The sequence below is a fragment of the Enterococcus sp. PF1-24 genome (assembly GCF_029893325.1).
GTDB lineage: Bacteria > Bacillota > Bacilli > Lactobacillales > Enterococcaceae > HY326.
In genome coordinates this window covers 1-14,172 of record NZ_JARXWL010000011.1, presented here as the reverse complement: position 1 = coordinate 14,172, position 14,172 = coordinate 1, and the positions used below count along the sequence as shown (strand labels likewise).

General features: G+C 38.4%; 18 protein-coding genes and 1 pseudogene. 13 read left to right on the top strand and 6 right to left on the bottom strand.

The window, feature by feature from the left end; genetic code table 11:
• Positions 1-15: 15 nt before the first annotated feature.
• Together murQ and M2139_RS06525 are read right to left on the bottom strand one after the other, a co-directional pair.
• Positions 16-921, bottom strand: a complete 906-nt coding sequence (gene murQ, locus M2139_RS06530; protein ID WP_280738070.1) for an N-acetylmuramic acid 6-phosphate etherase — start codon at positions 919-921, stop codon at positions 16-18.
• A gap of 433 nt (positions 922-1,354) precedes the next feature.
• On the bottom strand, positions 1,355-1,597 hold the full coding sequence (locus M2139_RS06525; protein ID WP_280738071.1) for a hypothetical protein: 243 nt from the start codon (positions 1,595-1,597) through the stop codon (positions 1,355-1,357).
• Positions 1,598-1,834: 237 nt separating this feature from the next.
• Between M2139_RS06525 and M2139_RS06520 the strand changes: the two genes are divergently transcribed.
• The 12 genes and pseudogenes from M2139_RS06520 to M2139_RS06465 all read left to right on the top strand — a co-directional run bounded on the left by M2139_RS06520 (position 1,835) and on the right by M2139_RS06465 (position 10,711).
• Entirely contained in the window at positions 1,835-2,275 is a 441-nt protein-coding gene (locus tag M2139_RS06520; RefSeq protein ID WP_280738072.1) for a hypothetical protein, read from the top strand.
• A gap of 11 nt (positions 2,276-2,286) precedes the next feature.
• Positions 2,287-2,514, top strand: a complete 228-nt coding sequence (locus M2139_RS06515; protein ID WP_280738073.1) for a hypothetical protein — start codon at positions 2,287-2,289, stop codon at positions 2,512-2,514.
• Between the two features lie 50 nt (positions 2,515-2,564).
• Positions 2,565-3,509 carry a Gfo/Idh/MocA family oxidoreductase gene (locus tag M2139_RS06510; RefSeq protein ID WP_280738074.1) on the top strand — a complete coding sequence of 315 codons (945 nt, stop codon included), beginning with the start codon at positions 2,565-2,567 and terminating at the stop codon, positions 3,507-3,509.
• Positions 3,510-3,703: 194 nt separating this feature from the next.
• Positions 3,704-4,597: a YafY family protein gene (locus M2139_RS06505; protein ID WP_280738075.1), complete on the top strand. Its 894-nt coding sequence runs from the start codon at positions 3,704-3,706 to the stop codon at positions 4,595-4,597.
• A 51-nt stretch (positions 4,598-4,648) separates the two neighbouring features.
• Positions 4,649-5,285 (top strand): annotated as a pseudogene (locus M2139_RS06500) (GyrI-like domain-containing protein).
• 2 nt (positions 5,286-5,287) lie between these two features.
• A complete protein-coding gene (locus M2139_RS06495) occupies positions 5,288-5,710 on the top strand; it encodes a DUF3788 family protein (protein WP_280738076.1) in 423 nt (140 codons plus the stop codon).
• 220 nt (positions 5,711-5,930) lie between these two features.
• Positions 5,931-6,647: a 16S rRNA (guanine(527)-N(7))-methyltransferase RsmG gene (rsmG, locus tag M2139_RS06490; RefSeq protein ID WP_280738077.1), complete on the top strand. Its 717-nt coding sequence runs from the start codon at positions 5,931-5,933 to the stop codon at positions 6,645-6,647.
• A gap of 257 nt (positions 6,648-6,904) precedes the next feature.
• On the top strand, positions 6,905-7,666 hold the full coding sequence (locus M2139_RS06485; RefSeq protein WP_280738078.1) for an AAA family ATPase: 762 nt from the start codon (positions 6,905-6,907) through the stop codon (positions 7,664-7,666).
• Positions 7,659-8,549 (top strand): ParB/RepB/Spo0J family partition protein, encoded by an 891-nt coding sequence (locus M2139_RS06480; protein ID WP_280738079.1) that lies wholly within the window; start codon positions 7,659-7,661, stop codon positions 8,547-8,549. The genes M2139_RS06485 and M2139_RS06480 overlap by 8 nt, the downstream gene beginning before the upstream one ends.
• A 34-nt stretch (positions 8,550-8,583) precedes the next feature.
• Positions 8,584-8,757 carry a DUF951 domain-containing protein gene (locus M2139_RS06475; protein ID WP_280738080.1) on the top strand — a complete coding sequence of 58 codons (174 nt, stop codon included), beginning with the start codon at positions 8,584-8,586 and terminating at the stop codon, positions 8,755-8,757.
• Between the two features lie 35 nt (positions 8,758-8,792).
• On the top strand, positions 8,793-9,893 hold the full coding sequence (gene ychF / locus M2139_RS06470) for a redox-regulated ATPase YchF (RefSeq protein WP_280738081.1): 1,101 nt from the start codon (positions 8,793-8,795) through the stop codon (positions 9,891-9,893).
• 134 nt (positions 9,894-10,027) lie between these two features.
• Positions 10,028-10,711 carry a DUF1129 family protein gene (locus M2139_RS06465; RefSeq protein ID WP_280738082.1) on the top strand — a complete coding sequence of 228 codons (684 nt, stop codon included), beginning with the start codon at positions 10,028-10,030 and terminating at the stop codon, positions 10,709-10,711.
• A 57-nt stretch (positions 10,712-10,768) separates the two neighbouring features.
• On the opposite strand, the gene M2139_RS06460 is transcribed toward M2139_RS06465, so the two are convergent.
• From M2139_RS06460 to M2139_RS06445, 4 genes are read right to left on the bottom strand one after another with little or no spacing between them, the layout of a single operon-like run.
• Complete coding sequence (locus M2139_RS06460) at positions 10,769-11,380, bottom strand: ABC transporter permease (protein WP_280738083.1); 612 nt, start codon at positions 11,378-11,380, stop codon at positions 10,769-10,771.
• Positions 11,377-12,147: an ABC transporter ATP-binding protein gene (locus M2139_RS06455; RefSeq protein WP_280738084.1), complete on the bottom strand. Its 771-nt coding sequence runs from the start codon at positions 12,145-12,147 to the stop codon at positions 11,377-11,379. Before M2139_RS06455 ends, M2139_RS06460 begins: the two co-directional genes overlap by 4 nt.
• A 24-nt stretch (positions 12,148-12,171) precedes the next feature.
• Positions 12,172-13,053 carry a glycine betaine ABC transporter substrate-binding protein gene (locus M2139_RS06450; protein WP_280738085.1) on the bottom strand — a complete coding sequence of 294 codons (882 nt, stop codon included), beginning with the start codon at positions 13,051-13,053 and terminating at the stop codon, positions 12,172-12,174.
• Positions 13,054-13,067: 14 nt separating this feature from the next.
• Positions 13,068-13,706 carry an ABC transporter permease gene (locus tag M2139_RS06445; RefSeq protein ID WP_280738086.1) on the bottom strand — a complete coding sequence of 213 codons (639 nt, stop codon included), beginning with the start codon at positions 13,704-13,706 and terminating at the stop codon, positions 13,068-13,070.
• A gap of 229 nt (positions 13,707-13,935) precedes the next feature.
• Between M2139_RS06445 and M2139_RS06440 the strand changes: the two genes are divergently transcribed.
• Positions 13,936-14,172, top strand: a 237-nt coding sequence (locus M2139_RS06440) for a helix-turn-helix domain-containing protein (RefSeq protein WP_280738087.1), incomplete at its 3' end; no start/stop codon positions are given.

The following is a 14,172-nucleotide window of genomic DNA, read 5'->3' as shown; positions in this document are numbered from 1 at the left end:
GTTTTTTCATCTCCTTTAATTATTTACCTCATTGTCTTCAATTGCTTCCCGGACATGATTGTTGTTTGCTTTAAGTAAGGCTTTGGCATCTTCTTTGTTTTTACCAGATAGAATTCGTACGATTGCTAATTTAGGGTTTTGGTCAGAATCTTCTAAATAAAAAGCCGCTTCCTCATTAGAGCAATCTGTCGCATCAATAATAATTCGTTTAGCCCGTTCAACTAATTTTTCATTAGTCGGTTGCACATCAACCATCAAGTTTTTATAAGCTTTACCTTGGCGAATCATACTGGCTGTTGAAATCATATTCAAAACCAATTTTTGAGCTGTACCGGCTTTTAATCTTGTTGAGCCAGTCAATACTTCGGGTCCAACTTCCACTTCGATTGGGTAGGTAGCATGGGCTGATATCTCCGCATTTTTATTACAAGATAACGCGCCAGTTTGAGCACCAACTTCACGAGCGTAGTTTAAGCCACCAATCACATAAGGGGTACGACCACTAGCAGCAATCCCTAAAACAAAATCATTTTTTGTTAAGTGCCGTTCTTGCAAATCTTTTTTAGCTAGTGACATAGAATCTTCGGCACCTTCAACAGCTACTGTCATAGCAGCCATTCCACCAGCAATCAAGGCTTGAAATAACTTGGGGTCTGTATTAAATGTTGGAATACACTCTGCAGCATCAAGAACACCAAGTCGTCCACTTGTTCCTGCACCGATGTAAAAGAGACTTCCGCCATTTTGCATACAGTTTATAACCGCGTTAATCAAGCTTTCGATGCTATCTAACTCATTCGAAATAGCAGTAGCAACAGTTTTGTCTTCTTCATTCATAATTTCGATGATTTCTCGTACAGATGAGTGATCAAGATTTTCCGTTTTGCTATTTCGTTTTTCTGTTGCTAACTTTTCTAACACACTATATCCTCCTTCTTTTGATAGTTACAACTAGAATATAAACTAAATGATTAAAAATTTCAATAGTTTTAATATAAAAACGAAATAAAATTTCTTTTTTGTGTTTTATTTTAGTTAAAAAAGGGAATGATTTCCCCCGAAAAATGAACAATAGCCTGCTCATCACTGAGCAGGCTACCTAACTAATCAATATTTATTATTTTAAAAGTTGCGAGAGACTTATTACTAAAAATTACTCAATTTTTCATTTAAACAATGTATTCCCTAACCTCTAATACATCCTTGTAACTCTATAGTTACGCCAACTTGTGAATAAACTTCAGCAAAATGGAATAAAATTTCGTATAAAAATATTTTTTGTATGAAACAATTATAACATACTTTCAGAAAAAACGCTGAAAGCCTAAGGGAGTTTAAGAAATAGTGGCGAAAATTAGTTAACGTTTAAGCGTTTTTCGCCTTCATGAATGGCTTCTTTAAAGGTAGAAAATTTTACGAGGTCGGTATCGTAAATGTAAGGGGCGTTGTGGATTTTGTTAAATTGGCGGGGGTTCAATACAAGATAGGTGACAGTTACCTTTGCCTGAGATTGGTTAGCGTTTCTGGCGGTGCCTTCGCGAGCATATAAGCGTGGTGCAACGGAGTAAGCCCGCATCACATGATATTTAGTTTTCATTATTTGCCTTCTTTCTCATATCTCCACTATAGCACATAAATGGCGATAAATCTGAATTTGTGGGGGATTTGGCGAAATAACTGTTAATAAAAACACAAATTACCACAGAAGATTTTACTATTCCCTAACATCTCATCAATCGGGTATAATAGAAGCAAAGACAATTTGAGGTAGGAGAAAAAAATATGAAAAAGAATATTTTTTTACTATTAAGTGCTAAGTGGGAGCTTATTATTAGTGGCTTGCAGTAATAAAAAAGATACAACTAGTAGCTCTTCAACTAGTGAAGCAACCGCTACAAGTAGTACGCAAACAACGAGTTCAAGTACCAGCAGCACTACGGTAGAAACCAGCACGAGTGAAACGGTAGAAAATGTACCACAGCGAATGTACTCTAAGGAAGAAAAAATTCAAATTAATAATGAATTTGTTACTTGGGCAGGAAAACAAGGTGAAAAAGGTGGCTTAGCAGTAAATAGTGAGTATTTTAATCATGGTGCAGCAGGTTTTGGTGATTGGTATGCCGTAACAGATGATGGTTTAATCCAGGTTCAGCAACCGATGGATCCTGGTAGGCCAGGCGCTGATGGGGTTCCAATTCATTGTTTAGGTGGTGTTGTTTTTTATCATTCGGTGAAACTAATGAAATTAGCGAAGCACCTAATACTTATGTTCTAGCTCATGGATTTATGGAATTTGCTGATACCAATCAACCTTTCACTAAATACCTTTTAGGTGATAACGGCGTTGTTTATGAAGCGCAAACGCAAGCTTCATTTAGCAGTGGTTTTTGTGAAGCTGATGATAACGGCGATGTTAATGCTTATTATTTACCAAATGAAGAAATTGTTTTTCAACGTTCCGCCGACACTGCAGCTCAAGAAGAACTACAAAGAATTTTACGGAAATATAATTAATTTTTCCGCAGAAAAATAAGATAGTCAAAGAGAGTAGGAGGAAATGTTCAATGAATTATGCACTAATTAGTGGTTGGCACGTTCACACGCAAGGCTTTTTAAATCGGGTTCCCGAAGCCAATTGTCTATACGTTTGGGATACGGATCACACGCGCGGGAAAAATTTAGCGGATCAGTACGCCAGTCAATTTCAGCCGGATTTAACAACGATTTTAGCCGATGAAAAGGTCGAAGCGGTAGTGATTGAAGCGGCGACCATGAGTCATTATGATTTAGTGGTGGCAGCAGCCGAAGCCGGGAAGCATATATTCATTGATAAACCTTTTACTATCGATGAAAAAGCGGCCTTAGAATTAAAAGCGGTGATTGCTAAAGCGGGCGTGAAATTTGTGATTTCTTTAGAAACGTTGGTTTGGGGTGGTTATCGTCAAGCGAAAAAAATGATTGATGACGGTGTATTAGGCGAAGTCAGCAGCATTTATTTCCGCCGTACCCACACTGGGGCTTTAGCTGATTGGTTGCCAGCTTATTGGTACGATCAAAATCAAACGGGTGGTGGGGTTACGTTGGATTTAGGCTGTCATGGGTTAAATATTTTGCCATATTTTCTGGGTGAGCCTGAAAGCATTCATTGTAGTAAAACGCAAATGGCTAATAAAGGCATTGATGATAATTCAACCACCGTCATGACTTTTGCTAATGGAGCAATCGGAACTGCTCACACTTCTTTTGTTGCTGATGCGCCTGCTAATTTTTTAGAAATTCTCGGCAGTAAAGGTTATTTGCAAGTTTCTGGCGCCGAAGATAATCAACAATTAAAACTGCATTCCACAACTTTTGCTGGCAAAGAAGCTTGTTTTAGCAACTTTACGAACGAACCTTATCCGATTGAAGTCTTTCAAGATGCGGTGATGAATAATCGCCCGGTGCCTGCTGAATATGGCATTGATGCTGCGGTTAGATTAAGTCGGATTATTGAAGCTTGTTATCGCTAAAAGCAACACTAGCAGAGAAGAAATCGCTAAAATGAGGACTTCTCTGCTAGTTTTTTATTTCGCTTTTCGAGATGTCTAGCTACTATATTTAATTCTGCGCTTTACTTAGACGCAGAGGGAACGTTTGTTTCACATGAAACATTTTGGCTTTTTTCTGAAAAAATAATCATAGAATGATAGTGAGGTGAAGAATATTGACGGAAAGTCGTTTGTTGCAGATGTTGTTGTTGCTTTTGGAAAAAGGAAATACGACGGCGCCGGCGTTAGCAGAAAAGTTTGAAGTTTCGGTTAGGACGATTTATCGGGATATTGACGCTTTAAGTGCTGCCGGAGTGCCGGTTTATACGATTCAAGGGCAAGGTGGCGGGATTTTTATCCAAGAGGAATATGTTTTGAATAAGTTATTGATTTCAGAAGCGGAGCAAAATCAGATTTTATTGGCGTTGCAAAATTTGAATTTCGTTGAGCAAGAGAACACCTTAGCGCTTTTAGGCAAGTTAAAAGGGATTTTTCAAAAATCGGCAGCTAATTGGTTGGAAGTTGATTTTTCTGATTGGGGCATCAATCGTGAGTTGTTGTATAGTACTCTACAGCAAGCTATCGTGGAAAAACAGCAAGTAAAGTTTACTTATCTTAGTTATAAAGGTCAGTTTTTTCAGCGAGAAGTCGAGCCTTTGAAATTGGTTTTTAAAGGAAAAAGCTGGTATCTCTACGCTTTTTGTCATTTGCGGGCAGATTATCGTTTGTTTAAATTAGCTCGCATGAAAGAGTTACAAGTGACTTCAGAATATTTCCAACGAACAGCGCCTGAAAAAGTTTTACCGCAAGTCACCAGTGCGCCAATGGCAATGGTGGATTTAACATTGGCTTTCCCCGCAGAGTTGGCTTATCGGGTTTATGAAAATTTTGAAAAAATTACAGAAAAAGCCGATGGTTCTTTTGAAGTGCAGGTGACGTTGCCGGATAATGAATCCAGCTATCAATTTTTGCTATCTTTTGGGGCGCGTGTTGAAGTTTTAGCGCCAGCTGAATTTCGTAAGCAAATGCAAATGGAAATAGAAAAATTATACCATTTATATCAAACCTGACATAAGGCGGCAAGTTTGCTTCGCTATAATGATGTCAGGAAGGAGGATTTTATGAAATATGAATGGCGCAAGCAAGAAAAAAATGCATATGGGGCAAAGGTTAACCCCCAGATTTTGACGGTTCCTAAGCAAAATTTTTTAATGATTAAAGGGGTGGGCAATCCCAATCAGGAAGATTTTTCCCAGCGAATCACGGCTTTATATGCGTTGGCCTATCCGCTAAAGATGGCTTTTAAGAAAAATTGTCAAAGTAATCCTGAGTTAGCGGTAGCCAGCGGTTTTGATGATTACACGGTTTATCCGTTAGAGGGTGTTTGGAGCACATTAAATCCGGATAAAAGATAAAGCTGCCTTTGCTTATACAATTATGTTAAAACAACCTGATTGGATTACAAAAGAAATGTTTTTAACCGTCTTACAGGAAGTTAAAAAGAAAAAAGACTTACCATTATTGGAAGAGGTCTTTTTTGAGAGCATGACAGAAGGCTTGTGTGTGCAAATGCTACACAAAGGTTCTTTTGACGATGAGCCGGCTTCTTTTGCTAAAATGGCGGAATTTCTTGCCGCCAATCAATTGCAACGAACTGCCTATGAGCATCGCGAAATTTATTTAAGTGATACCCGAAAAACGCAACCGGCAAATCGGAAAACGATTTTGCGGGTGACGGTTGCTAAGATGGAGGAATAGTTATGGAAAAACCGATTTTAAATGATGCCACAGTATTTCCTAGTGCTGAAAACTTGCAACAGCAACTTTCGCCCGCTAATTATTTGCTTTATCAGCAATTAATAGCGGCGATTCAGCAACTAGATTTTTGTGAAGAATGGCACTATTATAAGGATGGCAAAGCTTGGTTGGCGAAAATTTTAGCGAAGAAGAAAAATTTAGGCTGGATTTCTATTTGGGGAACGGGCGTGAAAGTGTCGATTTATTTTGGTTGGAAAATTTGGCCTAAATTAATGGAATCGCCTTTGTTTGCAAGGGTGGAAGCCTATCCTGAAATTACGATTCAAGAAAACAGCAAGCTAGTGGCGCTTATTTTACCAATCCAAGAAGCTGAACATATTGAGTTAATTAGTGAGCTATTAAGCTTTAAGAAAACCGCGAAATAGTCAGCCGTGAGAGTTAGGGAAACCTAGCTCTTTTTTGTTTTGGCGTAAAATATTTGCAGACAAGCGAAATGACCTTTATTTTTTGATAAACTTCTTTGGTTTTGCTTGATAAAAAGCGAAGAAATGATTGCGAAATTGCGTATTTTAATGTAAAGTAGAGAAAGGTTGTGAAACATTTTTCTGTTTCACAAAAAGGTAAGCTTTTTAGAGAGGAAAAAAGATGACACCAGAAGAATTTCAAGCCCAGTTAGCGCAGCAAGGAATTGACTTGTCGCCGGAACAAATGGCGCAATTTCAACAATATTTTACTTTGCTAGTTGAGTGGAATCAAAAAATTAATTTAACCGCCATCACTGAAGAGAGCGATGTGTATTTGAAACATTTTTATGATTCAATGATGTTGGCTTTTTCAGAAGAATTTTCAGCTAGCGGCTATTTATGCGATGTAGGAGCTGGCGCGGGTTTTCCTAGTTTACCTTTAAAAATTGCTTTTCCCGAATTAGAAGTGACGATTGTTGATTCTTTAAATAAGCGGATTAATTTTTTAAATACCGTCGTGGAAAGCTTAGGTTTGCAAAAAGTTCAGCTTTATCATGATCGGGCGGAAACTTTCGGGCAACAACCACAATTTCGTGAAGCTTTTGACTTTGTAACGGCACGAGCTGTGGCACGTTTGAATGTTCTTGCTGAGTTGTGTTTACCACTTGTTAAAAAACAAGGTTACTTTTTTGCCTTGAAAGCTGCGAAAAGCGATGAAGAATTAGTGGAAGCTAAACCGGCAATCGCTATTTTAGGTGGCAAATTCATTCAAGAAGTAGCGATGACCCTACCGGTTACCGGCGATCAGCGGCACATTATTGTGGTTCAAAAGAAAAAAGAAACCCCAAAAAAATATCCCCGCAAAGCTGGTACACCCAATAAACAACCACTAAAATAGTTAAAAGATAGCTGGATTTAACAGCTGTAATTAATAATAGGATGCCAGTTCAACTTACCAAGAATCAAGTAGTTGAATGGTATACGTAGTGAGAATTAAACTAATTTTTCTTTGAAAAATTAATGCCACAAAACGAACTAGGATGTCAGTTCCACTTACTCAAGAATCAAGCTAGTGGAATGATATACGTGGTGAGAATCAAACTAATTTTTCTTTGAAAAATTAATACCGTAAAACGAACTAGGAGGAAATAAAATATGGCTCGGATTATATCAGTTGCCAACCAAAAAGGTGGTGTTGGTAAAACGACAACCACCGTTAATTTGGGGGCCTGCCTGGCTTACAATGGTAAAAAAGTCTTGCTTGTTGACATTGATGCCCAAGGCAATGCTACCAGTGGCTTAGGTGTTAGAAAACCTGATGTTGAAAAAAGTATTTATGATGTGTTAGTGAATGAAGTGCCCATCAGAGAAACGATTTTGCCATCTAGCCGCGAAAATTTGGATATTGTTCCGGCAACGATTCAATTAGCTGGTGCTGAAATTGAGTTAACTTCAATGATGGCACGGGAGTCACGTTTGAAAATGGCGATTGCTGAAATTAGCGATGACTATGATTATGTTTTTATTGATTGTCCGCCGTCGTTAGGACATATGACGATTAATGCCTTTACTGCCAGCGATTCAATTTTAATTCCGGTGCAGTGCGAATATTACGCTTTAGAAGGTTTAAGTCAGTTGTTAAATACCGTTCGTTTGGTGCAAAAACACTTCAATCCTGATTTGAAGATTGAAGGAGTTTTATTAACCATGTATGATGCCCGCACGAATTTAGGGGCCGAAGTGGTGGAAGAAGTGCGGAAATATTTCCGGGAAAATGTTTATGATACGATTATTCCGAGAAATGTCCGATTATCTGAGGCACCAAGTCATGGCTTATCAATTATTGATTATGACATTCGCTCCCGTGGGGCAGAAGTTTACTTATCCTTAGCAGAGGAAGTGATGGCTCATGAGTAAAGGAAAAGGCTTAGGCAGAGGGATTGATGCGTTATTTCAAGATTTTGCCAGCTTAGAAGAAGTCGATGTGAAAAATGAAGAGGTCCTAAATTTATCATTAAGTGAATTGCGGCCGAATCCTTACCAGCCACGAAAAACTTTTGATGAAAACTCTTTACAAGAATTAGCCAATTCAATCGCACAATCTGGCGTTTTTCAACCGATTATTGTGCGTCAATCAGCGGTTAAAGGTTATGAAATTATCGCTGGGGAACGTCGTTTCCGCGCGTCAAAATTAGCTAACCAAGAAACTATTCCGGCGATTGTCAGAGAATTTGACGAAGAAGCCATGATGCAAATTGCGGTTTTGGAAAACTTGCAACGGGAAGATTTAAACCCAATGGAAGAAGCCGAAGCTTATGATATGTTAATGAAAAATCTTAACTTAACGCAAGTGGAAGTTTCTGAACGTTTAGGGAAAAGTCGCCCGTACATTGCTAACTATTTGCGCTTATTGACTTTACCTGAATTGGTCAAAGAAATGGTACAAGATCAACGTTTATCAATGGGGCAAGCCCGCACTTTGTTAGGTTTGAAAAATAAAACCTTGATTTTAAAATTAGCCAATCGCTGTGTTAAAGAAGGACTAACCGTTCGTCAATTAGAGCAAATTGTTGCTAATTTAAATGATGAAAAAGATAAAAAAGCTAAAATCCCCCGCTTAGTTAAGGAAAAACCTTATTATTTGCGGGAAAGCGAAGATCGCTTAATGGATAAATTTGGCACGAATGTTGAAATTCAAGAAAAAGAAGGCAAAGGAAAAATCGAAATTGAGTATCTTTCCCCCGCTGATTTAACCCGTATTTTAGATATTTTGAATATTCAATTTGATGAAGAAGTCTAAACAATTCCTTTTTGGATAGAAACGAGGCAATCAAATGTATGATTTGGGAGATAGCGTCGAAATGAAAAAGCCCCATGCCTGCCAAACCAATCGTTGGGAAATTATCCGGATGGGTGCTGATATCAAAATTAAGTGTGAACATTGCGGTCATATCGTGATGTTAACAAGACGCGATTTTGAAAAAAAGCTGAAAAAGAAATTAAGCTAAACTAAAAAGAAAAAGTAGAAAGAGTGAGTGTAACCATGGCGTTAACAGCCGGAATCGTTGGCTTACCAAATGTTGGTAAATCAACTCTATTTAATGCAATTACCAAAGCTGGAGCAGAAGCAGCGAATTATCCTTTTGCAACTATCGATCCGAATGTGGGGATGGTAGAAGTACCTGATAGTCGTTTGCAACGACTAACTGAATTAGTGAAACCGAAAAAAACAGTACCGACAACTTTTGAATTTACCGATATTGCAGGAATTGTCAAAGGCGCCAGCAAAGGGGAAGGGCTAGGAAATCAATTTTTAAGCCATATTCGCCAAGTAGATGCGATTTGTCATGTGGTACGTTGTTTTGATGATGAAAATATTACCCACGTTGAAGGTCGGGTGGATCCTTTAGCCGATATTGATACGATTAATTTAGAGTTAGTTTTAGCGGATTTAGAGTCAGTAACGAAGCGTCATACGCGGGTGGCAAAAATCGCTAAAACGAAAGATAAAGATGCGGTGGCTGAATTAGCTGTTTTAGATAAAATCAAACCGGTTTTAGAAGAAGGCCAATCTGCCCGCAGCATTGAATTTACCGAAGAAGAGGACAAAATTGTTAAAAGTTTATTCTTATTAACAACTAAACCTGTTTTATATGTTGCCAATGTTTCTGAAGATGAAGTTTCTGATGCGGAAGCCAATCCTTATGTGCAACAAGTTCGCAATTTTGCGGCTTCTGAAAACGCCGAAGTTATCGTAGTTTGTGCGCGAGCAGAAGAAGAAATTGCTGAGTTGGAAGAAGAGGATAAAGCGGAATTTTTAGAAGCTTTAGGGATTGAAGAGTCTGGTTTAGACCAATTAATTCGGGCGGCTTATGATTTATTAGGCTTAGCGACTTACTTTACCGCAGGCGAACAAGAAGTGCGGGCGTGGACTTTCCGCAAAGGCATGAAAGCACCACAAACAGCCGGCATCATTCACTCTGACTTTGAGCGTGGCTTTATCCGGGCTGAAACAGTTTCTTATGAAGATTTAAGTCATTACGGCAATATGCAAGCAGCCAAAGAAGCTGGCAAAGTCCGTTCTGAGGGGAAAGAGTATCTGGTACAAGATGGAGATGTAATGTTGTTTAGATTTAATGTTTAAACCTTTGAGAATCGTTAGGCTGACGTCAGCCAATGAATTTATAAAAAAACGGTTTCTAACCGAGGGGAAAGTATGTTAAAATACTTTTTGTTAAACATTTTAATTGGACAGCTTTTGAAGGGGGACCCAGTAAAATGGAACCAGAATTGTTACGGCAAATCGATGATGAAAATCGTCAGTTAGAAGCAACTTTAACCAAACGTAACCAACAGTATATATTCGATTTGAAAAAATCTTTAAAGGCAGCAAATTTCGGTGAAGAAGAGTTAATTCAAGCTTTACATGAAGTTTTGCCAGTCTTAGTTGATGGTCAGAAAAAAGGGATTACTGCCCGCAAAATTTTTGGCACCGTATCAGCTTGTGCGGACAATATCATTAACAAACCACAAGCCGCTAAAGAAGCGACACCGTTACTAATGTGGCTAGATAATGCTTTATTACTTTTAGGAGTGTTAGCGTTAATGTCAGGCCTTGTGCGGATGTTCTCTAAAAACATGGCACCTTATGGCTTGTTAACGATTCTTGTCATGGCGACAACGGGTGGCTGGCTATTTAATATGATGTATAAATACAGCTTCCGCTATGACCGGGCAAGCGTACCGAAAAGCGAACGACCAGGCTTTATTAAAAAGACTTTGAAAATCTTACCAGCGATGTTGTTTTGTCTGTTTGCTATGACGGCAACAGTTATGTTACCACCAGCGATTAATTTAATTTTAGACCCAATCCTGTTAATCGTGATTGGCGGCGCGGCCTTTGCCATTCGCCATTACTTGAAGAAAAAATATGGCATTGTCGGAGCATTTTCAATGCAATAAAAAAATGAATAAAAAAAGCGGATTTCAATTAAGAAATCCGTTTTTTTGCGTTTTAAATTAACTCAGCCGCTCCTCCACCTGCGTCAGCAAGAAATTTAAAGTTAAAGACAAAGCGGCGGTTAAAATGCTGCCCCACAAAATTTTGTAAATGTTCATGGCCCGCAAGCCGTCAAATAAAATTACCCCTAAGCCGCCAGCGTTAATGGTCGCGGCAATCGTGGCAATACTGACGGTGGAAATAATCCCTAAGCGAATTCCGACAATTAAGGATTTTTTCGCTAAAGGCAGTTGAATTTTCGTGAAGATTTGCAAAGTGGTGAGCCCTAAGCCTTGTGCCGACTCAATTAAGCTTTTGTCGACATTTTGAATGCCAGAAGTAAAGTTTTGCAATAAAATATACTGATTATACAAAACTAAAGCAATCAAAGCCGTGGTTTTTCCTAAACCGGTAAAAGGCACCAAAATTCCTAATAAAGCTAAACTGGGAATCGAATAAAGAGTGGCTGCCAAATTAATTAAAAAAGTCGTGAGTTTTTTTGAATATAACGAAAGAATAGTCAATAAGCTAGCGATAACTACCGAAATCAGCAATGCGAAAAAAACTAATTCCAGATGCTCCACTAAAGCTTGCAATAATTTATCTTTATATTTTAAAGCGAAAGCAATCATTTGTAACGCCCCCAAAATTCTTGTTGGGTAATCGCCGATTGAATTAATTTTTCCACAAAAGGATCAGCGGGTTGTTGAATAATTTTTTCAGGGGTATCAAATTGTAAAACTTGCCCGCCATTCATAACGATTACGCGGTTGCCTAGTTTGAATGCTTCATTAATATCATGGGTAACAAAGACAAAAGTCTTTTGCAATTCATAATGAATCCGCAAAATTTCGTCTTGCAACATCGTGCGGGTGATCGCATCAATCGCCCCAAAAGGTTCATCAAACAACATAATTGCCGGGTCAGCAGCCAAAGCTCGCGCTAACCCCACCCGTTGTTGCTGGCCACCAGATAATTGACTAGGGAAGCGATTTTTATATTCAGCCGGGGCTAATTCCACCATGGTTAATAAATCGTCCACTAATTTTTCGATGCGGGCGGGTTCCCATTTGAGAATTTTCGGAAGTAGGGCGATATTTTGTTGAATCGTCATGTGGGGAAATAAGCCGACTTGCTGAATCACATAGCCGATGCCCCGCCGTAATTCAACGGCATCTAATTGTTGGCTATTTTTTCCGAAAATTAAAATTTCACCAGTGTCTGGTTCGTATAATTTGTTAATCATTTTTAATAAAGTGGTTTTGCCACAACCAGATGATCCGAGAATCGTAATAAATTCGCCTTCTTGAATCGTTAAATTAAGGTTGTTAACCGCGTTTTTATTAGCGTTATCAAAGCATTTGCTAACATTTTGAAATTCGATTGCAGTTGCTTTCATACAATTCCCTCCTTGCTGTGTTTGCTATTTAAGTGTTTGAAAAAATTCTTCAGCGACTTCTTCAACTTCTAATTTATCAAGGTCAACTTTGGCGTTTAAATTTTGTAGTGTTTCCGTATCTAATTTTGCTGAAATGTCATTTAAAATTGTGGCGATTTCAGGATTTTCAGTTAGTGTTTCGTTGCGGACAATTGGCGCTAAATTATAGGGTGGCCAAACTTTTTGATCGTCCACTAACAGTAAATATTGATCGGTATTGGTCAATTGACCTTCTGTCGTATAAACTGGCGTAACGTCGGCTTCTTCGTTGGCTAAAATTTCATATTTCAGGCCATTATCGTAAATTTTTGAAGATTGCCAGTCAAAATCACCATAAACTTTTTCAAGTAAAGGCAGACCGTCATCCCGTTTATCAAATTCCCCTTGGGAAGCAAAATTTAATTTAGTAGCATTTTTTTGCAAATCAGAAATCGTAGTAATCCCTAATTCTTTCGCTAAATCAGCGCGAATCACCAAGCCTTGACCGTCATTGGCTTCGGCGTAGTCCAACCAAGTAATTTCAAATTCTTGATCGTAGTTTTCTTTTACCAGCTGATAAGTTTTTTCAGGATCGGTTTCTAATTCCATTTGTAAAATCGTTAACAGCCCAGTGCCAGTGTATTCGGGATATAGATCAATTTCACCATTGACGATAGCGGTATGGACCAAAGAGCCCGAGATATTTTGCACCCGCTCCACTTGATAACCTTCTTCTTCTAAAGCTAAAGCGTAAATTTCACTGACAATGGCGTTTTCGGTGAAATCTTTAGAGCCGATTTTAATTTCTGGCCCCTCAGCATTTTCATTACTATTACAGCCAGCGAATAAAAATAAGGCTGAAACCAACGCGAATAATTTTCTTTTCATTTGTAAAATCCTTTCTATGCGTATCTAACGATGCGTTTTTCTAAAAAATTCATGGTAAAATTGGCGAAAATTGATAGGAGTGCCACCACGACACCACCTATTAAAGTCAGATCTAAACGATTTAAGCCTAGACCAGTAAAAATTAAATCTCCTAAACCGCCGCCGCCAATTTTTGAAGCTAAAGTTGCACTGGCGATAATTTCAATCAAGCTAGTTTTAATGCCGCTTAAAATCAAGGGCATAGCTAGAGGGAAAATGACTTTTCTGAAAACTTGCCGGTCATTCATGCCAATCGCAACGCCGCTTTCAATCATGACGCTGGGAACACTATTAAAGCCGACAATCGTATTCATTAAAATCGGCGGAATCCCCAAAATAATTAGGGCGGTAATCGCTGGTAGCGTACCGGTTCCCATAATCGGAATTAGTAAAATCAAAATAGCCAAACTGGGAATTAAACGTATGATTTGAAATAAATTGACGGTACTTTTTCTTAGGGCAGGGATTTTCGTGCAGAGATAACCTAGAGGGACAGCAATCAGAATGGCGCATAAAATCGCGACGAGGCTGATAAAAATGTGGCGTAAGGTTAGGGAAATCAGTTCTTGGTGGTTATTGAACAAATAATCCAGGAGATCATTTTTTAAATTCAATCACCCGCACCTCCTTCTATAGTAAGAGTGAAGATTCATTCATAAGGATTCGGTTACACCAATCGGATAAACATGAACAAATGTTCGATTTATTAATTGTAATAGTATTCTATTTAAAATGCAAGGTCTAAAAAAAGAAATTATCGGGAGGGGGAACTGCCACTATAATTAGATACAACTAAAAAGGAGCACCTCAAATTTGGTAAAATAAATTTGGAGGTGTTTTCTGATGTCAAAACATAATTTTTACCCAGCTGAACTCAAAATTCAAATTATTAAAAGGTTTTTAAACGGTGAAAGTGCAGCTTCACTTCGTGAAGAATTTCAAATTTCTAGCAGAGGAACTATTTACAAATGGAAAAAGTGGTACTTAAGTGGCGAGGTTGAGAGGCTAAATTTTTCTTCAGGACGTCCATCAGAAAGAGAATTATCTACTTCTGATAAGTTAGAAAAGGCAGTAAAGGAA

What these genes read in the sequence shown, in the direction of transcription:
- M2139_RS06525 (WP_280738071.1), bottom strand. Translation starts at nt 1,597, where the DNA reads ATGAAAACTAAATATCATGTGATGCGGGCTTACTCCGTTGCACCACGC.
- M2139_RS06515 (WP_280738073.1), top strand. Translation starts at nt 2,287, where the DNA reads ATGGAATTTGCTGATACCAATCAACCTTTCACTAAATACCTTTTAGGT.
- M2139_RS06510 (WP_280738074.1), top strand. Translation starts at nt 2,565, where the DNA reads ATGAATTATGCACTAATTAGTGGTTGGCACGTTCACACGCAAGGCTTT.
- M2139_RS06495 (WP_280738076.1), top strand. Translation starts at nt 5,288, where the DNA reads ATGGAAAAACCGATTTTAAATGATGCCACAGTATTTCCTAGTGCTGAA.
- rsmG (WP_280738077.1), top strand. Translation starts at nt 5,931, where the DNA reads ATGACACCAGAAGAATTTCAAGCCCAGTTAGCGCAGCAAGGAATTGAC.
- M2139_RS06485 (WP_280738078.1), top strand. Translation starts at nt 6,905, where the DNA reads ATGGCTCGGATTATATCAGTTGCCAACCAAAAAGGTGGTGTTGGTAAA.
- M2139_RS06480 (WP_280738079.1), top strand. Translation starts at nt 7,659, where the DNA reads ATGAGTAAAGGAAAAGGCTTAGGCAGAGGGATTGATGCGTTATTTCAA.
- M2139_RS06475 (WP_280738080.1), top strand. Translation starts at nt 8,584, where the DNA reads ATGTATGATTTGGGAGATAGCGTCGAAATGAAAAAGCCCCATGCCTGC.
- ychF (WP_280738081.1), top strand. Translation starts at nt 8,793, where the DNA reads ATGGCGTTAACAGCCGGAATCGTTGGCTTACCAAATGTTGGTAAATCA.
- M2139_RS06465 (WP_280738082.1), top strand. Translation starts at nt 10,028, where the DNA reads ATGGAACCAGAATTGTTACGGCAAATCGATGATGAAAATCGTCAGTTA.
- M2139_RS06460 (WP_280738083.1), bottom strand. Translation starts at nt 11,380, where the DNA reads ATGATTGCTTTCGCTTTAAAATATAAAGATAAATTATTGCAAGCTTTA.
- M2139_RS06455 (WP_280738084.1), bottom strand. Translation starts at nt 12,147, where the DNA reads ATGAAAGCAACTGCAATCGAATTTCAAAATGTTAGCAAATGCTTTGAT.
- M2139_RS06450 (WP_280738085.1), bottom strand. Translation starts at nt 13,053, where the DNA reads ATGAAAAGAAAATTATTCGCGTTGGTTTCAGCCTTATTTTTATTCGCT.